General features: G+C 69.7%; 19 protein-coding genes. 16 read left to right on the top strand and 3 right to left on the bottom strand.

What is annotated here, in order from left to right; genetic code table 11:
- Positions 1-153: 153 nt before the first annotated feature.
- Entirely contained in the window at positions 154-1,083 is a 930-nt protein-coding gene (locus FHU13_RS03180) for a 3'(2'),5'-bisphosphate nucleotidase CysQ (protein ID WP_183434410.1), read from the bottom strand.
- 370 nt (positions 1,084-1,453) lie between these two features.
- Here FHU13_RS03180 and chpT point away from each other — a divergent pair, with 370 nt between their 5' ends.
- The 11 genes from chpT to FHU13_RS03235 all read left to right on the top strand — a co-directional run bounded on the left by chpT (position 1,454) and on the right by FHU13_RS03235 (position 14,306).
- Positions 1,454-2,194 (top strand): histidine phosphotransferase ChpT, encoded by a 741-nt coding sequence (gene chpT, locus FHU13_RS03185; RefSeq protein WP_183434411.1) that lies wholly within the window; start codon positions 1,454-1,456, stop codon positions 2,192-2,194.
- Between the two features lie 193 nt (positions 2,195-2,387).
- Positions 2,388-5,120: a hybrid sensor histidine kinase/response regulator gene (locus FHU13_RS03190; protein WP_183434412.1), complete on the top strand. Its 2,733-nt coding sequence runs from the start codon at positions 2,388-2,390 to the stop codon at positions 5,118-5,120.
- Between the two features lie 32 nt (positions 5,121-5,152).
- On the top strand, positions 5,153-5,632 hold the full coding sequence (locus tag FHU13_RS03195; protein ID WP_183434413.1) for a chemotaxis protein CheW: 480 nt from the start codon (positions 5,153-5,155) through the stop codon (positions 5,630-5,632).
- A gap of 20 nt (positions 5,633-5,652) precedes the next feature.
- Positions 5,653-6,066, top strand: a complete 414-nt coding sequence (locus FHU13_RS03200) for a PleD family two-component system response regulator (RefSeq protein WP_183434414.1) — start codon at positions 5,653-5,655, stop codon at positions 6,064-6,066.
- Positions 6,067-6,142: 76 nt separating this feature from the next.
- The gene (locus tag FHU13_RS03205; RefSeq protein WP_183434415.1) at positions 6,143-7,291 is read left to right on the top strand and encodes a chemotaxis response regulator protein-glutamate methylesterase; all 1,149 of its coding nucleotides are present in this window, start codon (positions 6,143-6,145) and stop codon (positions 7,289-7,291) included.
- Positions 7,291-8,148: a CheR family methyltransferase gene (locus tag FHU13_RS03210; RefSeq protein WP_183434416.1), complete on the top strand. Its 858-nt coding sequence runs from the start codon at positions 7,291-7,293 to the stop codon at positions 8,146-8,148. The genes FHU13_RS03205 and FHU13_RS03210 overlap by 1 nt, the downstream gene beginning before the upstream one ends.
- A gap of 178 nt (positions 8,149-8,326) precedes the next feature.
- Entirely contained in the window at positions 8,327-9,052 is a 726-nt protein-coding gene (gene pxpB, locus FHU13_RS03215; RefSeq protein WP_183434417.1) for a 5-oxoprolinase subunit PxpB, read from the top strand.
- Positions 9,049-10,068, top strand: coding sequence for a biotin-dependent carboxyltransferase family protein (locus FHU13_RS03220; RefSeq protein ID WP_183434418.1), 1,020 nt, complete (start codon positions 9,049-9,051; stop codon positions 10,066-10,068). Before pxpB ends, FHU13_RS03220 begins: the two co-directional genes overlap by 4 nt.
- Positions 10,069-10,114: 46 nt before the next feature.
- Positions 10,115-11,206, top strand: a complete 1,092-nt coding sequence (locus FHU13_RS03225) for a UV damage endonuclease UvsE (protein ID WP_183434419.1) — start codon at positions 10,115-10,117, stop codon at positions 11,204-11,206.
- A 120-nt stretch (positions 11,207-11,326) separates the two neighbouring features.
- Positions 11,327-14,053, top strand: a complete 2,727-nt coding sequence (locus FHU13_RS03230; protein ID WP_183434420.1) for a TIGR02302 family protein — start codon at positions 11,327-11,329, stop codon at positions 14,051-14,053.
- Positions 14,054-14,120: 67 nt separating this feature from the next.
- Positions 14,121-14,306 carry a twin transmembrane helix small protein gene (locus FHU13_RS03235; RefSeq protein ID WP_183434421.1) on the top strand — a complete coding sequence of 62 codons (186 nt, stop codon included), beginning with the start codon at positions 14,121-14,123 and terminating at the stop codon, positions 14,304-14,306.
- A gap of 39 nt (positions 14,307-14,345) precedes the next feature.
- On the opposite strand, the gene FHU13_RS03240 is transcribed toward FHU13_RS03235, so the two are convergent.
- Entirely contained in the window at positions 14,346-14,693 is a 348-nt protein-coding gene (locus FHU13_RS03240) for a lipocalin-like domain-containing protein (RefSeq protein ID WP_312889543.1), read from the bottom strand.
- A gap of 336 nt (positions 14,694-15,029) precedes the next feature.
- On the opposite strand from FHU13_RS03240, the gene FHU13_RS03245 reads away from it, so the two are divergent.
- The 5 genes from FHU13_RS03245 to FHU13_RS03265 all read left to right on the top strand — a co-directional run bounded on the left by FHU13_RS03245 (position 15,030) and on the right by FHU13_RS03265 (position 19,446).
- Entirely contained in the window at positions 15,030-15,668 is a 639-nt protein-coding gene (locus FHU13_RS03245; RefSeq protein ID WP_183434422.1) for an acyloxyacyl hydrolase, read from the top strand.
- Positions 15,669-15,900: 232 nt separating this feature from the next.
- Positions 15,901-16,473, top strand: a complete 573-nt coding sequence (locus FHU13_RS03250; protein WP_183434423.1) for a cob(I)yrinic acid a,c-diamide adenosyltransferase — start codon at positions 15,901-15,903, stop codon at positions 16,471-16,473.
- 162 nt (positions 16,474-16,635) lie between these two features.
- Entirely contained in the window at positions 16,636-17,385 is a 750-nt protein-coding gene (locus FHU13_RS03255) for an electron transfer flavoprotein subunit beta/FixA family protein (protein ID WP_183434424.1), read from the top strand.
- A gap of 80 nt (positions 17,386-17,465) precedes the next feature.
- The gene (locus FHU13_RS03260; RefSeq protein ID WP_183434425.1) at positions 17,466-18,419 is read left to right on the top strand and encodes an electron transfer flavoprotein subunit alpha/FixB family protein; all 954 of its coding nucleotides are present in this window, start codon (positions 17,466-17,468) and stop codon (positions 18,417-18,419) included.
- 145 nt (positions 18,420-18,564) lie between these two features.
- Positions 18,565-19,446, top strand: a complete 882-nt coding sequence (locus FHU13_RS03265) for a 3-hydroxybutyryl-CoA dehydrogenase (RefSeq protein WP_183434705.1) — start codon at positions 18,565-18,567, stop codon at positions 19,444-19,446.
- Positions 19,447-19,531: 85 nt separating this feature from the next.
- Here FHU13_RS03265 and FHU13_RS03270 read toward each other — a convergent pair whose 3' ends face one another.
- The gene (locus tag FHU13_RS03270; RefSeq protein WP_183434426.1) at positions 19,532-19,810 is read right to left on the bottom strand and encodes a hypothetical protein; all 279 of its coding nucleotides are present in this window, start codon (positions 19,808-19,810) and stop codon (positions 19,532-19,534) included.
- Between the last annotated feature and the right edge of the window lie 35 nt (positions 19,811-19,845).

The following is a 19,845-nucleotide window of genomic DNA, read 5'->3' on the forward strand; positions in this document are numbered from 1 at the left end:
GTCGGTCTCCCTACCGGCTCCCGTGCCGCTCGCCGCTGGCCCGCGCCCGCCAAACCGGCGCGGGTGCCCCCGTCATCGGAAGCCACCGGATCGAGGCACGCAGGGAGCGCGCAGTCTCATGACCGATCAAGTCAAGATTGGGTTAACGGGCGGTTAAGCACCCCGAGCCGTGTCCGCTGGAGCGGCTCCTCCCGCCCGGCGCCGGTCGAAATCGGAGATGGCGCTCTGCTGCGGCAGTTCGAGCACGTCGCGGTAGGCGGCGGAGGCGAGCGCCGCGAAGGGGCCGTTGCGGTAGAAGCGGGTGTGATGGCCGTAGGTGATCGTGTCGCCGCCGGGGCCGACGACGCGCCCGCCGGCCATGGTCAGCACATGGTCGCCGGCCGCGGTGTCCCACTCCATGGTGGGGACGCAGCGCACGTAGATGTCCGCCTCACCCGCCGCGATCAGGCAGAACTTGAGGGCCGAGGAGGCGACCCGCCGCTCGCCGACATGCAACCGCTCCAGGCAGGCATCGGTGTCGCTGTCGCCGTGCAGACGGCTGACGAGGGCGACGAGACCGTCGGTGGGCGCCGCGCGCACGTGAACCGCCCTGAATTCGCCGGGCCGCCCCTCATGGATCGGCGCCTCACGGGCGGTGGTGCCGGCCGCCCAGACCCGGCCGAGTCCCGGCGCCGCCAGCGCGGCGGCGATCGGACGGTCCCCCTGAATGAGGCCGATATTGACGCAGTACTGCTCGTTGCCGGCCAGAAAGTCGCGGGTTCCGTCGAGAGGATCGACGAGGAAGAATAGCGGCGCGGGCCGCGCGGTGCCCGAGGTCTCCTCGGCGATCACCGGGATGCCGGGAAAGGCCTGGGCCAGCGCGGCGACGATCAGCTCCTCGGAGCGGGTATCGGCGAGGCTCGCGGGCGAGCCGTCCGGCTTGATGACGTGCGGGCAGTCGCCGCCGTGATAGCCCCGCAGGATGCGTCCCGCCTCGCAGGCGATCCCGGCGAGCTGTTCGGCGATGGCGTCGCGCATCGAGGCCGGAACGGGAGCCGTCAGGGCCGCCGATGGGGCGGCCGGAATGGAAGCGGGGGCGGTCATCGCACTGTCATCAATGAAGGAGTGAGGCTTGTCGATCCGGAGCCGGAGCAAATTCGGTGCGCAAGCCTGCGTGATCCGGCCCCCATGCCCGCCGGTTGCGGCGAATTCGGGACATCAGTGCCGTTGCGCGGCGCCCTTGACCAAGTCTTTACCAAGAATTGGGATCGAAGATCAGGCCGAGGGCCATCCGCCATCCCGTCGCGGGAGGGCGGAAGGGCCCGGCGGATTGACGTCCGCGGCTTTCCAAAGCGGTCGCCGGTGACTATTCGCTTGGCCCTATCCGGTGCCCGCCGCATCCGAGGGGCGAGCTGCCCCACCGATCGACGACACCTCGCGACACCTCTTTCGACAGCCGGGAACGGAGCGCGCCATGAGCGGTACCAGCAGCCTCACCCTCGACGCCCTCGACCTCTCGGCCCTGCTGTGCTCGCGCGTGTGCCACGACGTGATCAGCCCGATCGGCGCGATCGTGAACGGCCTCGAAGTGCTGGAGGACGACGACGACCCCTCGATGCGCGAATTCGCCCTCGAACTGATCCGCAAGAGCGCTCGCACCGCCTCGGCCCGGGTGCAGTTCGCCCGCATCGCCTTCGGCGCGGCGGGCTCGGCCGGCGCCTCGATTGATCTGGCCGATGCCGAGAAGGTCTCGCGGGCGATGTTCGCCGACGAAAAGACGCAGATCGCCTGGAGCGCTCCCCAGGCCCTGTTTCCGAAGAACAAGGTCAAGCTCCTGCTCAACCTCGTGGTGATTGCGTCGAGCGCGATTCCTCGCGGCGGCCTGATCGACGTGGCCGTGACCGGCGACGGCGATGCCCCGCGCCTCGTCCTGCGCGCCAAGGGCAGCCACGCGCGCATCCCGCCCCATGTCGAGGCGCTGATGGCCGGCACGCCCGAGAGCGGCAGCGTCGATGCCCACGGGATCCTGCCCTTTTATGCCGGCCTCGTCGCGCGCGCGGCGGCAATGGACGTCCGCTTCACCATCCAGGGCGACGAAGTAACGGTTACCGCTACGCCCACCGAGGCCGCGGTCGGGCTGCCCGGCGCACCCGCCCCGAGTGTCGAGGACGAGCGCCCCTCCGACAGCGCCCCGCCGGACACGCAGCTCGCCTGAGGCCGGCGGCGTCGGAGCCTGCCGGCGCCGGAAACAACATGCGGAAGAGCAGGCGGACGCACATCTTACCAAATCCTGCCCGTTTCATTCTAAAAACAATTGTGAGGCAGGCCTCGCCCTCAACGCTTCACTAACTTTCCAAGGCGAGAGTGCTCGTCGCACGTCCCTTAGTGCGCGTAGACGAGTACCCCCCATGGACGATCTGCTTCGCGAGTTTCTGGTCGAGAGCGCCGAGCATCTGGACACGGTCGATGCGGAGCTGGTCCGTTTCGAGCAGGACCCCAACAACCAGCAGATCCTTCGGAACATCTTCCGGCTGGTCCACACCATCAAGGGCACCTGCGGCTTCCTCGGCCTGCCACGGCTGGAAGCGCTGGCCCACGCCGCCGAGACCCTGATGGGGCGCTTCCGCGACGGCTATCCCGTCAGCGGTGCCTCGGTCACGCTGATCCTCGCCACCCTCGACCGGCTCAAGGCGATCCTCGCCGACCTCGAAGCCACCGGCTCCGAGCCGGCCGGTGCCGACGCCGACCTGATCGGCGCCCTCGAGCAGATGGCCTCCGTGGAGGCGCCCGCCGCTGCCGCTCCGCCGCCCCTGCCCGAACTGCCGCCGATCGTCGAGCGGGAGCTCAAGCCCGGCGAAGTCTCGCTGGAGGATCTGGAGCGCGCCTTCATGGAAGCCCCCGGCCCCGACGAGCTCCCCGCCGCGCCGGTCCTCGAGGCCCCCAAGCCCGCCCTCGATCCTGTCCTCGAAGCCGCCGAGCCCGCGTTCGAGAGCGCGCCTGAGCCGGCAGCCCCGGCCCCCGAGCGTCCCGCCGCCGCCGCGCCCGCCGAGGGCGGTGAGGGGCCGATCGCCAAGGTGCAGACGATCCGCGTGAACGTCGACACCATCGAGCACCTGATGACGATGGTCTCCGAACTGGTGCTGACCCGCAATCAGCTCCTCGAGATCGCCCGCCGTCACGAGGATTCCGGTTACAAGGTCCCGCTGCAGCGCCTCAGCCACGTCACCGCCGAGTTGCAGGAAGGCGTGATGAAGACGCGCATGCAGCCGATCGGCAATGCGTGGCAGAAGCTGCCCCGTGTGGTGCGCGACCTCTCGGCCGAACTCGGCAAGGGCATCGACCTCGTGATGTCGGGGGCCGAGACCGAACTCGACCGCCAGGTGCTCGACGTCATCAAGGACCCGCTCACCCACATGGTGCGCAACTCGGCCGACCACGGCATCGAGGCCACCAAGGACCGCCTGAAGGCCGGCAAGCCCGCCCGCGGCTCGATCCGCCTCTCGGCCTATCACGAGGGCGGCACGATCACGATCGAGATCGCCGACGACGGCAAGGGTCTCGACCTCGCCGCGATCCGCAAGAAGGCGGTCGAGCGCAACCTCGCCCCCGCCGCCGACGTGGAGAGGATGACCGACGCGCAGGTCGCGAAGTTCATCTTCCATGCCGGCTTCTCCACCGCCAAGGCGGTGACCTCGGTCTCCGGCCGCGGCGTCGGCATGGACGTGGTCAAGACCAACATCGAGACCATCGGCGGCGTGGTCGATATCGCCACCGAACTGGGCAAGGGCACCACCTTCACCATCAAGATCCCGCTGACGCTCGCCATCGTCTCGGCGCTGATCGTGAAGGCCGGCGAGCAGCGCTACGCGGTGCCGCAGATCGCGGTGCTCGAACTGGTCCGGGTCGATCCCAAGGGCGAGAACAAGAGCGCGAATTCGATCGAGCGCATCCACGGCGCGCCGGTGCTGCGCCTGCGCGAGCGGCTTCTGCCGATCGTCACCCTCGACGGCCTGATGCGCGGGCAGGCGACCGTCGAGGAGGGCGAGATCGTCGAATCCGGGTTCGTGGTGGTGGCCCAGGTCGGCCGCCAGCGCTTCGGCGTGCTCGTGGACGAGGTCTTCCACACGGAGGAGATCGTCGTGAAGCCGATGTCGTCGAAGCTGCGCCACATCCCGCTGTTTGCCGGCAACACGATCCTCGGCGACGGCGCCGTGGTCTTGATCGTCGATCCCAACGGCGTGGCCAAGCTGGTCGGTCAGAGCGCGCAGTCCGGCGCCGCGACGGAGACCGAGGTCGAGGAGACCGAGGCCGGCGATGCCAAGGCGACGCTTCTCGTATTCAAGGGCGGTGCGGGCGGCTTCAAGGCGGTGCCGCTCTCCCTCGTCACCCGCCTCGAGGAGATCGACGCCTCGAAGATCGAGCATCTCGGCGGGCGTCCGCTGATCCAGTACCGCGGCCGCCTGATGCCGCTGGTGCCGGCCGATCCGAGCATCGAGATCCGCTCCGAGGGCAACCAGGCGCTCGTCGTGTTTTCCGACGGCGACCGGGCGATGGGCCTGGTGGTCGACGAGATCGTCGACATCGTCGAGGAACGCCTCGACATCGAGATCAGCGCCGACCGCTCCGACCTCATCGGCTCGGCGGTGCTGCGGGGCCGGGCGACCGACATCATCAACATCGCCCACTTCCTGCCGCTCGCCTACGACGATTGGGCGCGCGGCCCCCGCAAGACCGTGGTCAAGGCGCCGTCGCTCCTGCTCGTGGACGACTCGGCCTTCTTCCGCGACATGCTCACCCCCGTGCTCAAGGCGGCAGGCTACGGCGTGACGACCGCGTCCTCCGCCGACGAGGCGATGAGCCTGCTCAAGGGCAATGCCGGCATCGACTTCGTGGTCAGCGACCTCGACATGCCCGGCCGCAGCGGCTTCGACCTCGTGGCCGCCATGCGCAAGAGCGGCGGGCGGCTGGCCGAGATGCCGGTGGTGGCGTTGACCGGCACCGTCGCCGCCGATGCCATCGAGCAGGCTCGCCGCCTCGCGATCAGCGACCTCGTCGCCAAGTTCGACCGCAGCGGCCTGCTCGCGGCGCTCGCCGAGATCGGTGAGGCCGCCGAACCTGCTGACGCCCGCGCCGCCGCCTGAGACCTGAACGGACCGGAAAAGGACACGCCGCCATGCAGGCCGCCAACGGCAATGCCGTTCCCACCGACACCACCGACTACGTCACCGTCTTCGTCGGCGAGACGATGTTCGGGCTCACCATCGACCGGGTGCACGACGTGTTCGTGCCCGCCGGCATCACTCCGGTGCCGCTCGCGCCCAAGGAGATCGTCGGTCTCCTGAATCTGCGCGGGCGGGTCGTTACGGCCCTGTGCCTGCGCCGCCGGCTCGGCATTCCGGGGCGCGAGGCCGGTGCGGCCGAGATGGCCATCGGCCTGGAGCAGGCGGGCGAGACCTTCGCCCTCATCGTCGACGGCGTCGGCGAGGTGCTGAAACTCGGGGCCGACACGCAGGAGCCCGTACCGATCAACCTCGATGCCCGCTGGCGCGACATCTCGCTCGGCGTTCACCGTCTCGACGGACGCCTCCTCGTCATCCTCGACGTGGATGCGCTGCTCGCCTTCGGCGACGCCCGCGAGTCGAAGGTCGCCTGAAGCTTTCGAGGGATGCGCCCATGAAGACCAGCCCGACCAAGGACCCGGCGAAGACAGCCCTGATCGTCGACGACTCGGCGGTGATCCGCAAGGTTGCCCGCCGCATTCTGGAAACCCTCGACTTCAGCGTCCGCGACGCGGAGGACGGCGCCACGGCGCTGGCGATGTGCGCGGAGGCGATGCCGACGGTGATCCTGCTCGACTGGAACATGCCGAACATGGACGGCTACGAGGTACTGCGGCACCTGCGGCAAGCCCCCCTCGGCGACCGGCCGAAGGTCCTGTTCTGCACCACCGAGAACGATGTCGGCGCCATCGCCCGGGCTCTGCGCGCGGGCGCTGACGAGTACATCATGAAGCCCTTCGACCGGGACATCATGATCGCCAAGCTCGATCAGGTGGGTTTCGTGATGCGGCCCTCCGAGGCCGCCTGAACCCTCCCCAGTCCCTCCCGGTCCCGGGGGCCGCGCGGTCCCCGCCCCTTTCTCGCTCCGCGGAAACGAGTCTCTCATGTCGGCAATCCCGGCCGTCGCACACGCTCCGTCGGCGCGCAGCCCGATCAAGGTGCTGGTCGCCGACGATTCGGCGGTGGTGCGCGGTCTCGTCTCCCGCTGGCTCAGCGAGGCCGGCCACGAGGTGGTCGCCACCGCGCCCAACGGCCGCGCCGCCGTGGACGCGCTCGCCCGCTGCAACCCGGACGTGGTGCTTCTCGACATCGAGATGCCGGAACTCGACGGCATCCAGGCCCTGCCGCTGATGCTCGCCAAGCAGCCGGGGATCCAGGTCGTGATGATGTCGACGCTGACCCAGCGCAACGCCGATGTCTCTCTGCGCTGCCTTTCCCTCGGCGCGGTCGATTACATCCCCAAGCCCGAGAGCAACCGCGGCGTCACCACCTCCGACGGCTTCCGCAACGACCTCGTCGAGCGCATCCGGGTATTCGGTGCCGCCCGCGCCCGGCGCCGGCCGGCTCCGACTTCGGTGGAGGCGGCGGCCTCCGCTGCGCCCGCCGCGCCGACGGTCTCGCGCCTGTCCGGCACGGTCACGCTGCGTCCGAAGCCCCGCACCGTGGCGCCGCCCCGCGTCCTGCTGATCGGCTCCTCCACCGGCGGTCCACGGGCGGTCGGCGAGGTGCTGGAGAAGATCGGTGCGGCCACGCTCCGGCGCCTGCCGGTCCTGATCGTGCAGCACATGCCGCCGGTCTTCACCGCCGTCTTCGCCGAGCATCTCGGCGCCCGGATCGGCCTGCCGGCGGCCGAGGGCAAGGCCGATGAGCGGTTGCAGCCCGGCCGCATCTACGTCGCCCCCGGCGGGCGCCACATGCGGCTCTCGGGCTCGGCCGCGGAGACCGTGATCCGCCTCGACGACGGGCCACCGGTGAACTTCTGCCGCCCGGCGGTGGACGTGATGTTCCTCGACGCCGCCGCCCTCTACGGCGGGGCGACGCTCAGCGTCATCCTCACCGGCATGGGCTCGGACGGCACGGCGGGCGCCCGCGCGCTGGTCGAGGCCGGCGGCACCCTGCTCGCCCAGGACGAGGCGACCAGCACGGTCTGGGGCATGCCCGGCAGCGTCGCCAAGGCGGGCCTGTGTCACGCCGTCCTTCCGCTCCCCGAGATCGGACCGGCTCTGCGCAACGCGATCGCGGAGCGGGTTTGATGACCGAAGCGGATTTCGCGTTCCTGCGCGACTACCTCAAGAAGCGCTCCGGCCTGAGCCTCGGCGCCGAGAAGCGCTATCTCGTGGAGAGCCGGCTCACCCCAGTCTGCCGTCGCTTCGCGATCGCGACCCTGACCGACCTCGTCGGCACCCTGCGCCTGTCGCGGGAGGGGCCGCTGGAGCGGGCAGTGGTCGAGGCGATGACCACGAACGAGACGTTCTTCTTCCGCGACCGGGGGCCGTTCGACCTGTTCCGCGACGTGCTGCTGCCGAAGGCCATCGCCGCCCGCGGCGCCCAGCGGCGCCTGCGGATCTGGTCGGCGGCGGCCTCCACGGGGCAGGAGCCGTACTCGCTGGCCATGATGATCCACGAGGCCGCGGCGCAACTCGCCGGCTGGCAGGTCGAGATCGTCGGCACCGACCTCTCGACGGAGGTGCTGGAGAAGGCGCGACTCGGCCTCTACAGCCATTTCGAAGTGCAGCGCGGGCTGCCGGTGCAGCTTCTCGTGAAGCACTTCACCCAGGTCGGCGAGCAGTGGCGGATCAGCCCGGCGCTCGCCGGAATGGTGAGCTTCAGGCCGCTCAACCTGCTGAACCCGTTCGAGCATCTCGGCCAGTTCGACATCGTCTACTGCCGCAACGTTCTGATCTACTTCGACGCACCGACCAAGACCGACGTGCTGGAGCGGATCGCCAAGACCCTCACTCCCGACGGCGCGCTGCTGCTCGGCGCGGCCGAAACGGTGATCGGCCTCACCGAGGCCCTTGTACCGGACTCCCAACACCGCGGCCTCTACCGCCAGGCCGCAGCCGCCGGGCGGGCGGCGGTGCCCCACCGCCTCGCGGCGGGGTTCTGAGCAGGGCAATCGCCCAAAGCGATTCCCTGATACTCCTGCCGGCCTCGCGCCCCGGCACCCGCCTTCCGCGGGCTCAGGCTCTCGCCGCGAGGCCGGCGATGCGGCTTCGAGCGGGGATCCTTGAGGTTTCACGGACGACGTCTCGCGGCAGGCTGCCGGATCGGCTAGCCTGCCGGCCATGACGCACGACGCGCCGCGGCTGCTGCCTTGCGGGGACACGGCCTTCACCATCGAGTTCGGCAAGCGGATCGACGCGCATCTCAGCGCCCGCGTGCTGGCTCTCGACGCGGTGCTCGCCGCCCGCGCGCTGCCCGGCCTGCTGGAGACGGTGCCGACCTACCGTTCGCTGACCGTCCATCTCGATCCGCTGCGCGCCGACCCCGCCGAACTCGGACGCGCCGTGCTGGCACTCGCGGGCGAACCGCTCGCGGCGGTCCCCTCCACCCGCCTCTGGCGCATCCCCGTGGTCTATGGCGGTGAATTCGGGATCGATCTCGAGGCGGTCGCCGCACATCACGGGCTCGCGCCGGGGACGCTGATCGAGCGCCATAGCGCGCCGGAATACCGCGTCGCGATGATCGGCTTCCTGCCGGGCTATGCCTATCTCGAAGGCCTCGACCCCGGGCTCGCCCTGTCGCGCCGGCCCAGCCCGCGCCCGCTGACGCCCGCCGGCACCATCTCCATCGGCGGCGCCCAGGCGCTGGTGGCGAGCATCGCCGCCCCGAGCGGCTGGCATCTCCTCGGGCGAACTCCAGAAAAGACCTTCGTGCCGGAGCGCGACCCGGTCTTCCTGCTCCGCCCCGGCGACCGGGTGCGCTTCGTCCCGACCCCGGCCGCGCGCTGGGACGCGCTGGCCGCCGCGGCGGAGGCCGGCGAGTTGGTGGCCGAGTTGTGCGAGGGATGAACGCCCACCTCCATCTCGCCCGCCTCACCGGCGCGGCCTCGCTTCAGGACGGCGGACGGCGTGGCTATCTCCGCTTCGGGCTTTCAGCCTCCGGGCCGATGGACCCGCTCGCCTTCGCCGCCGCCAACCGCCTCGTCGGCAACGCACCCGATGCGGCGGCGCTCGAACTGGGGCTTGCCGGAGCAAGCCTGCGGGCCGAGGGCGGCGCGGCGCGCCTCGCGCTGGCGGGCGCGACGAGCGGGCTGCGCCTCGACGGCGAGCCAGCCGCCGCGCACCGCTCCTTCATCCTGCGGGAGGGGTCGGAGTTGAGGATCGAGCGGCCGCGCGAGGGCGTGTTCGCCTATCTCGCGGTCTCCGGCGGGTTCGCCGCCCGCAGCGTGATGGGAAGCCGCGCCCTGCATCAGCGCGCCGCGCTCGGAGGCCTCGACGGGCGGCTCCTGCGCGAGGGCGACCGCCTGCCGCTCGCCGCCTCAACTACGGGCGAGGCGGAGCACGGCCTCGACCCGATCCCGCTGGAGCCGGCGGCGCCGATACGCGTCGTCCTTGGCCCCCAGGACGATCACTTTCCGCAAGCCGGCCTCGCGACCTTCTTGGGTCAGACCTTCACCGTGTCGAACCGGGCCGACCGGATGGGCTATCAGCTCGACGGCCCCGAGATCGCCCACGGTCCCGGCGGCTTCAACATCATCTCAGACGCCACCGTGGCGGGCTCGGTGCAGGTGCCGGGATCAGGCAGGCCCATCATCCTGCTCGCCGACCGCCAGACCACCGGCGGCTACCCGAAGATCGCCACCGTGATCTCTGCCGACTTCAGGCGGATCGCCCAGCGCCGGCCGGGCGAGACGGTGCGGTTCGCGGCGGTCGATCTCGCCACCGCCACCCGGCTTGCCCGCGAGGAGGCGGCGCGGATCGCGGCGCTGAGTTCTCGCCTCAAGCCGGTCGAGGGTGAGGCCGAGCGGCTGATGGCCGCCAACCTCGCGGGCGCGGCGGTGGACGCTTTGCGCGCGGAGGATTGATCTTTTTCAGCGGGGGACGAAGCCGGCCCTGACGCGTTATCGGGCCATGTCGCGCAAGCCGAACACCTCGCCCAACACCTCCGAGCCGCCTCGACTCGGCTTCTGCTGCACCTTCATCCCCGACCCGGACCCAGGCCACAAAACCCTGAAGGCCGCCAAGGATGCGGCCAAGCTGATGAATCTCGGCACGGTGACGATGGCGCATCTGGAGCGCCTCGGCCCCACCGCGCGCTTCGAGAAGCTGGAAGGCGTGGTGCGCCACAACCTCGCGGCCCTGGAGCGTCAGATCGCCTGGGTCTCAGGTCGGCCGCCCCTGGAGCGGTTGCTGCGCATGGCGAGTTCGGTGCTCCCCGGCTACACCCATCCGGTGGCCCAGCCGCTCTATGCGGAGCCGGCGATGCGCGCCCTGATCGAGACCGGCCTCGCCCGGATCGGCGAGCGGGCACGGGCGGGTGCGGTGCGGCTGAGCATGCATCCCGGCCCGTTCTGCATCATCGCTTCGCGCAATCCGAACGCGCAGGCCAACGGCATCGCCGAACTGGAATACCACGCCGAGGTGATGACGATGCTGGGCTACGGTTCCGGCTGGCACCCGCATGGCGCCCACCTCAACATCCATGTCGGTGGGCGCGAACCCGGCATCGAGGGATTCCGGGAAAGCCTGTCGCTGATCTCGGAGACGGCGCGCAACCTGCTGACCGTCGAGAACGACGAGTCGCTGTTCGGCCTCGACGCGGTGCTGCGGCTCGGCGACCGGGTGCCGGTGGTGCTCGATCTCCACCACCATTGGGTCGAGAGCCGCGGCGCGTATATCGAGCCCGACGACCCCCGCATCCGGGCGGTGATCGCCTCCTGGCGCGGGGTGCGGCCGGTGAGCCATATCAGCGTCTCGCGAGAGTCGGTCCTGCCCGAGCACGACACCGGCACGCTGCCGGATTACGTGGCACTCGCCGAACAGGGCCATTCCTGGCGCGATCTCGCGGCGCATTCCGACCTGATGTGGAACGAGGCGGTCAACGCGCTGGTCGCCCGGCACTTGGTCTGGACCGATTTCGAAATCGAGGCCAAGGGCAAGAACCAGGCGAGCGTACCGCTGGCGGCGCAGATCGGGCGCGACCCGTCCCTGGCCGCGGCATGACCGCCTCAAGCGCCGCTGGGCGGATTTGACCCGGCGGAGTGTGCCCGTCACCATGCTAGCTTCCTCATTCGTGCGCGGGGCTCGTCGGCCCGGCGCCCGTGGGAGCCGCGACCGAACACGATGAGCGAGGCCGAACGGACGATCTCCGTGAGCGACGACCGCCAGGGCGAGGCGCGCCGCCGCCTCGACCGGCTGGTGGGGCGGGCGCGGGCGGCGGGCCTGTGGGAGCGGGTCTGGCCGGTGCTGTGGCGCGGGCTCGGTGTCGCCCTTGCCTTCCTGGCGGTGTCGTGGCTCGGCCTGTGGCTCGATCTCTCCCCGCTCTGGCGCATGGTCGGGCTCGGCCTCTTCGCCGTCCTGTTCGTCGCGGCGCTGCTTCCCGCCTTTCGCCTGCGCGCCCTGAGCCGCCGCGAGGCGCTCGCCCGCATCGATCGGGAGGCCGCCCGCCAGGGTGGAAGCGTCCACGACCCGGCCTCGTCCATCGAGGACACGCTGGCCGTCGGCCAGAGCGATCCGGTCACCCGCGCCCTGTGGGCCCTGCACCAGTCACGGGCCGCCGCCGCCGTGGCGCGGCTGAAGGCCGGGCGCCCGCGCCCGCACATGCCGAGTCACGATCCCCTGGCGCTCCGCGCCGGCATCCTCGTCGCGGCTTTGGCCGCTTTGTTCGTCGCCGGCCCCGAATGGCGCGGGCGCGTCGCCGCCGCCTTCGACTGGCGCGCGCCGCAGGCTGCCGCGCCGAGCTTCCGGGTCGATGGCTGGATCGACCCGCCCATCTACACCCGCGTGCCGCCGCTGATCGTGACGATGTCGGGCGCCACGAAGGACGCCGTGCAGCGCCTGCGCGCACCGGTCAATTCCACCCTGATCGTGCGCATCGCCGGCCAGGGCGAGGCGGAGCTCACTCCCAACGCCGCCCTGGTACCGGTCCCCAGGGACGAGAAGGCCGCCCCCGGCCGGCCGGCACCTCAGGGCGTCGCGCAGAACAGCGCCAAGGGCAACGAGACCCGCACCAGCCTGCGGGAGGAACGTTTCCGGCTCGCCGGCGGCACCGCCGAACTCGGCATCGCCGCCTCCGGCTCGGAGCCGCAGCGCCTCGTGATCGAATCGATCCCCGACCAGCCGCCGGAGGTGCGCCGGGTCGGCGACCTGGAGGTCAACGGTCGCGGCACCTTCAACCTCAGCTATCGCGCCAAGGACGATTACGGCATCGCCTCCGCGGACGGACTGGTCGAGCCGCTGAAAGCCGGTCGCTCGCTCGTGCCCGTGCCCAAGATCGCGCTCGCGCTACCCACGGACGCCACGGGCGAGACCGATACCAAGACACTGGTCGATCTCACCGACAATCCCTGGTCCGGCGCGCGGGTGAAGCTCACCCTCGTGGTCCGCGACGAGGCCGGGCAGGAGGGCCGCACCGAGACCGCCGAGATCGTGCTGCCGGCGCGCCCCTTCAGCCAGCCGCTCGCCCGCGCGCTCGCCGAGGAGCGCCGCCGTCTCGTCACCGCGCCCGACGAGGATCGCGACCGGGTCCAGACCGCTCTGGACGCCCTGCGGATCGCGCCGGAGCGCTTCACGCCGCAACCCGGGATCTTCCTCGGCCTCACCACCGCCGCCAACCGGCTGCGCGCGGCGAAGTCGGACGAGGATCTCACCAACGTCGCCGACCTCCTGTGGGAGATGGCTCTCAAGATCGAGGACGGCGACCTCTCGGATGCCGAGAAGGCGCTGCGCGCCGCCCAGGACCGCCTCAAGGAGGCGATCGACCGCAACGCGCCGGACGAGGAGATCAAGAAGCTCACCGAGGATCTGAAACAGGCCCTCGACAAGTTCATGAAGGAATTTGCCCAGCGCGCGAAACCGCAGCGCCAGCAGCAATCGGAGCGCCAGCAACAGCAGCAGGGCGGCCAGACCGTGACGCCCGACGACCTCGAGAAGATGATCAAGGACATGCAGGAGGCGATGCAGCGCGGCGATACGGCGGAAGCCCAGCGCCTGCTCGATCAGCTCCGCAACGTGCTGGAAAACCTCCAGAACGCGGAGAGCGGCCAGAAGTCCGACGGCGGCATGGCCGAGATGAACCGTCAGCTCGACGAACTCGACAAGATGTCCCGCGAGCAGCAGGAGCTGCGCGACGAGACCTACAAGGAGGGCCAGCAGGGCCAGCAGCGCCCCGGTCAGCGCCAGAGGCCGCAGCCGGGCCAGCAGCAGGGGCAGCAAGGCCAGCGCGGGCAGCAGCCCGGCCAGCAGAGCGAGGGCCAGGAAGGCCAACAGGGGCAGCAAGGCCGCGGCCAGCAGGGGCAGCGAGGTCAGGGCCAGGGTCAACAAGGTCAGAGCGGCGGGCAGCAGGGCCAGAACATGGGCCAGCGCCAGCAGGGTCTGCGCGAGCAGCTCCAGGACCTCAAGAATCGGATGAAGCAGCAGGGGCTTCAGGGCGAAGAGGGTCTGGCGGATGCCGAGGAGGCCATGCGCGAGGCCGAGGAGGCTCTGGGCCGCGGCCGCAACGGCGACGCGGTGGACGCGCAGGGCCGCGCGCTCGACGGGCTGAAACGCGGCGCCGAGGGCATGCAGAAGCAGATGCAGCAGATGGCCGAGGGTGAGGGCCAGGGCGAGGGCCAGCAGGATGGCCAGTCGCAGGGTCGCCAGGGTCGCTCGGGCTCCTCCGACGACGATCCGCTCGGCCGCCCGACCCGCGGGCGCGACCTCTCGAACGGCAACGTGCGGGTGCCGAACGCGGACGAATCCGCGGTGCAGCGCGCCCGGCGGATCATGGAGGAGTTGCGGCGCAAACTCGGCGACCCCTCGCGTCCGCAGGAAGAACTCGATTATTTCGAGCGCCTGCTGCGCCGGAACTGACCCCGCCGAAGAACCTTCTTCCGGGCCGTGCTCGCGCTAGCACGGTCCCTCACGAGATCACCGACCCATGTCTGCCAACCAGCTCGTCCTTCTCGCCTGCCTCGCTGTCGCCGGCGTGCTGCTCTTCGGTCTCGTCAACATGATGCGGGGCGGAAGCGCCAACCTCTCGCAGAGGCTGATGCGCCTGCGCGTCCTCCTGCAATTCGTCGCCATCATCGTCATCATGGGCGTGGTCTGGTGGCGCGCGGCCTGAGTGCGCCCTCCCCTCGTCATCCGGTCCCGCGCCCGAAGGTCACGATGCTGCGGGTCTCGTCCCGGCGGCCCGGTTCGGCATCACCCGCCAAGGGGTCAGCACCTGCAGCCGGCCGCCGTCGAGCTTGAACATCCGGGTCTGCTTCGTGCCGGCCCATTTCGGGTCTTTGGCGACGTCGAGGTCGGCGGTCCAACTGTCACCGTCGAGGTGAAGCCTCCCGGTACAGGAGACGAGGATGCTCATCAGGGCCGCACGTTGCGCCTCCGTTTCGGCGGGCTTGCGGCCTTCCCCGGTCAGGACGAAGAAGACGCGCTTGTCGGGCGTGAGCGAGGCGTAGTCGGTCGGGTGCTGGCCCATCACCGGCAGCTTCTCGCCGTTCTCGCGCACCTCGACCTCGTAAGAGACGAGCTTCCACAGCCGGTCAGCCGGACATCGTTCTCGGCCCGGGCCGTCCCCAGGCTGCGGCTGATGCCTGAAGCGCGATCGCGGAGCCAAGACGAGACAGGGCCCAGCGGATGCATGATCGCGCCCCTTGCATCCCACGCGATCACCGCTCCGCGCGAAAGCACATCCGACAGCCGGCGGCGCGCCGCGCGACGTGAACGGAGTGTGGCGCCCAGGCCCCACCGGGGCGGCAAAAGCGTCGGAGCCGGATGAATCCGCGGGCTGTGCCCCGGGCACCGTGATATTCGAGGCGGGTTGAAACGGACGGACCGACCGCCGATGAAGTTACCCCTTGCCCGGATTCTCGTCGGCGTCCTCGCCGGCTCGGCCGTCACGGCCACGCAGGCCGCCGATCTCGGCGCCGCCCGGGCCCCTGCACCGCCGCCCTATTTCGCCCCCGTCCAGCCCTACTCGATCGTCTCCGAAGTCCGCATCGGCGGCTCGGTTCAGGATCCGGGCAGCGCCGAGGGCAAGCTGCCGGGCTTCAGCACGGCGAACGTCAACGGCGAAATCCTGTTCGCCAAGCCGCTCGTGACCACCGACCCGTTCTGGCAGGCCTTCGTGCCGCGTCCGACCGTGGGCGGCAGCTACAACACCGGCGGCCGCACCAGCTACGCCTATATCGGCGCCACCTGGACCGTGGACCTGTTCCCCGAGACCCTGGACCGGCGCGTCTTCCTCGAAGGCTTCTTCGGCGGCGCGGCCCATAACGGCTATACCGGCCTGAAGGCGAACGCACCCTACGGCTTCAACGCGCTAGGCTGCTCGCCGCTGTTCCGCGAGGCGGCGGCGCTCGGCTTCCGCATCGACGAGCACTGGAGCGTCATGGCCACCGTCGAGCACATGTCGAATGCCGGCTTGTGCGGCGACAACCGCGGCCTGACCAATTTCGGTGGCAAGCTCGGCTACACCTTCTGACCGCAGGTCTGGCGCCAGCCGCTTTTACGGCTTGCCAGACTTTTACGGCTTGCAAAGACCCGCCGGGCGCGAAACATCGCCGGCGGGTTTTTTATCATTGAAGAACACTGGAGCATCGTCCCGAAAGGTGGCTGCCGGCTTTCGGAAAAAGACGATGCAACAACAAGGGGCCAGAGCATCGTCCTGGATCCGAGATCCAGGACGATGCTCTAGGGCCCGCGAGAGGGACGCTGTGGTCAAGCTCAACCGCATCTACACCCGCACCGGCGATCAGGGCACGACCGGGCTCGCCAACGGCGAGCGCCGCTCCAAGGCGGATCTGCGGGTGGAAGCCTACGGCACCGTCGACGAGACCAATGCCTGCATCGGGCTTGCCCGCCTCACCGCCGAGCCCGCCCTCGACGCCATGCTGGCGCGTATCCAGAACGACCTGTTCGATCTCGGTGCCGACCTCGCCACGCCGCCGAGCGACAAGCCGCTCGGCTACGAGCCCCTGCGGGTCGTCGCCGCGCAGGTGCAGCGGCTGGAGACGGAGATCGACGCGCTCAACGCGAACATCCCGCCGCTGAAGTCCTTCGTCCTGCCCGGCGGCTCCGCCACGGCCGCCGCGCTCCACCTCGCCCGCACCGTCTGCCGCCGCGCCGAGCGGCTGGTGGTCGCGCTGTCGGGGGTCGAGAGCGAGGCGATCTCGGCGGAAGCCCTGCAATACCTCAACCGGTTGTCGGACTTCCTGTTCGTGGCCTCCCGCGCGGCCAACCGCGACGGCGCCGACGACGTGCTCTGGGTGCCCGGCCAGAACCGGTGAATGTCCGCGGGTCACGCCCCCGATAAGGCGCGTTGACAAGCGGGAAATCGCCTCGCTACGGTCCCGCCGCCCTGACAATCCCATCAAGCGCGGTCAAGCGGGTCCGAGAGCCGTCCGTCAAGTGATGCCGGGACTTCGCAGGAACGGAGGAATGCGACAGCCATGAAGGTTCTGGTGCCCGTCAAGCGGGTCGTCGATTACAACGTGAAGATCCGCGTCAAGTCCGACGGGTCAGGCGTGGAACTTGCCAACGTCAAGATGTCGATGAATCCCTTCGACGAGATCGCCGTCGAGGAGGCGATCCGCCTGAAGGAGAAGGGCAAGGTCACCGAGATCATCGCCGTCTCGATCGGCCCGCAGCAGGCGCAGGAGACGCTCCGCACCGCGCTCGCCATGGGCGCCGACCGGGCGATCCTGGTCAAGACCGACGTGAATTGCGAGCCGCTCGCCGTCGCCAAGGTGCTGAAGGCCGTGGTGGAAAAGGAGAGCCCGAACCTCGTCATCCTCGGCAAGCAGGCGATCGACGACGATTCGAACCAGACCGGCCAGATGCTGGCGGCGCTGCTGGGCTGGCCGCAGGGCACCTTCGCCTTCAAGGTCGAGTTCGGCGAGGGCGCGATCGACGTGACCCGCGAGGTCGATGGCGGCCTCCAGACCGTCTCGCTCAAGCTGCCGGCGATCGTCACGACCGACCTGCGCCTCAACGAGCCGCGCTACGCGTCGCTGCCCAACATCATGAAGGCGAAGAAGAAGCCGCTGGAGGAGCTGTCCCCGGAGGGGCTCGGGATCGACGTCACGCCGAAGCTGACCGTGCTCAAGGTCGCCGAGCCGCCGGGCCGGCAGGCGGGTGTGAAGGTCGGCTCCGCGGCCGAGCTGGTGCAGAAGCTCAAGGTCGAAGCCGGCGTGCTCTGACCCTGACTCTGATCCATTCGGCGCCGCTCCCAATCCTCGGTCGAGCGGCGCCCCTCCCCTCTTTTTGAGAAGTTTTGCCGATGACCACGCTCCTCTACGTCGAGCACGCCAATGGGCAGATCAAGGACGGCACGCTGAAGGCGCTGACCGCGGCCAAGGAACTGGGTGCGCCCATCCACGCCCTGGTGCTCGGCACCGGCTCGAAGCCGGCGGCCGAGGCGGCGGCCAAGCTCGATGGCGTCGAGAAGGTGCTGAATGCCGAGGACGCCGCTTACGACCACGACCTCGCCGAGCCGACTGCCGCGCTGATCGCCGCGATCGCCGAGCCCTATGACGCGATCGTGGCCGCCGCCACGACCACGGGCAAGAACACCCTGCCCCGCGTGGCTGCGCTCCTCGACGTCGCGCAGATCTCCGACATCATCAAGGTCGTCTCGCCCGACACGTTCGACCGGCCGATCTACGCCGGCAACGCGATCCAGACCGTGCAGGTCGGTGCGGGCAAGCGCGTCATCACCGTGCGCACCGCCGCCTTCAAGCCGGCGGAGGAGGGCAGCAGCGCCGCCCCGGTCGAGGCGATCTCGGCTGCGGCTCCGGACGCACTGGGTGCCGCGTATAAGTCGGAAGAAATCGCCAAGTCCGACCGGCCGGAACTGGCCTCGGCCAAGTTTATCGTCTCCGGCGGCCGCTCCCTCGGCTCGGCGGAGAAGTTCAAGGAGCTGATCGAGCCGCTGGCCGACGCCCTCGGCGCCGCGGTCGGCGCCTCGCGCGCGGCGGTGGATGCCGGCTACGCCCCGAACGACTGGCAGGTCGGTCAGACCGGCAAGGTGGTGGCACCCGACCTCTACGTCGCGGTCGGCATCTCCGGCGCGATCCAGCACTTGGCCGGCATGAAGGACTCGAAGATCATCGTCGCCGTCAACAAGGACGAGGACGCGCCGATCTTCCAGGTGGCGGATTACGGGCTTGTCGGCGACCTGTTCCAGGTCGTGCCGGACTTGCAGGCCGAGATCGCCAAGGCCAAGGACCGGTAGAAGGATCGGTAACGCGCCTCACGATACCGTCGAACCGGTTCAGGTGCCTGCGGCTTGAAACCGGTTTGACGCATTTGTTGCAGTGCCGCATTCTAGCGATGCGGTCGAGAGGACGATGCCGCAGCAGGTAGGACGCGATACGGGTATGGGCATCGAGATCAAGACGGTCGGCATCGTCGGTGCCGGCCAGATGGGGAACGGCATCGCGCATGTCTGCGCGGCGTCGGGCCTCGATGTGCGGCTGAACGACCGCGATCCCGAGCGGATCGAGGCCGGCCTCGCACTGATCGACGCGAACCTCACGCGTCAGGTCCAGAAGGGTGCCCTGAGCGACGAGCAGCGCCGCAGCGCCCTGGGGCGCATCGTGGCGGCGCGCAGCTTCGACGATCTCGGTCCCTGCGACCTCGTCATCGAGGCCGCGACCGAGGACGAGGCGACGAAGCGCAAAATCTTCCAGACGCTCTGTCCCTCGCTCAAGCCCGACGCCCTGGTCGCGACCAACACCTCGTCGATCTCGATCACCCGGCTGGCGGCCTCAACCGACCGGCCGGACCGCTTCATCGGCATTCACTTCATGAATCCCGTGCCGCTGATGCAGCTCGTCGAGCTGATCCGCGGCATCGCCACCGAGGATCCGACCTACGAATCGGCCAAGGCCTTCATCGCCAAGCTCGGCAAGACCTCGACCATGTCGGAGGACTTCCCGGCCTTCATCGTCAACCGCATCCTGCTGCCGATGATCAACGAGGCGATCTACACCCTCTACGAGGGGGTGGGCTCGGTGGAATCGATCGACACCGCGATGCGGCTCGGCGCCAACCACCCGATGGGGCCGCTGCAGCTCGCCGACTTCATCGGCCTCGATACCTGCCTGTCGGTGATGCAGGTGCTCTACGAGGGGCTGGCCGATTCGAAGTATCGGCCCTGCCCGCTGCTGGTGAAGTATGTCGAGGCCGGTTGGCTCGGCCGCAAGACCAAGCGCGGCTTCTACGATTATCGCGGCGAGACGCCGATCCCGACGCGTTGAGCCCTCGCGCGTCGTCGAGATGCAAAGAAAAAGCCGCCCGAGACATCGTGTCGGGCGGCTTTTTCGTGATCCTGGGGCTCAGGCCTTACTGAGCCGACTTCTGCGACGGTTGCGGGTAAGCCGGGTTCTCGGTCGGCACGTTGCCGCTGTTGGAGGACGGGGCCTTGTTGACGGAACCCGTCGTCATCTCGCGAGACGATTCCTGGCTCTTGCCGGCGTAGTCGGAGGTGGTCTCCGCCCGGTTCCAGCTCAGAAGGCCGACGGTGGCGACCGCCAGCAGGACGAGGCTCGCCACCAGCACGTAGAGAACGGGCTTGCCCTTGGCACCCTGGCGGGCATCGGTTTGGTTCTCGATCTGGGCCATGAAGTTCCCTCTCTTCCGCCCACGGAAAGGGGCGG

It is taken from the genome of Methylobacterium sp. R2-1 (assembly GCF_014191355.1).
Lineage (GTDB): Bacteria > Pseudomonadota > Alphaproteobacteria > Rhizobiales > Beijerinckiaceae > Methylobacterium.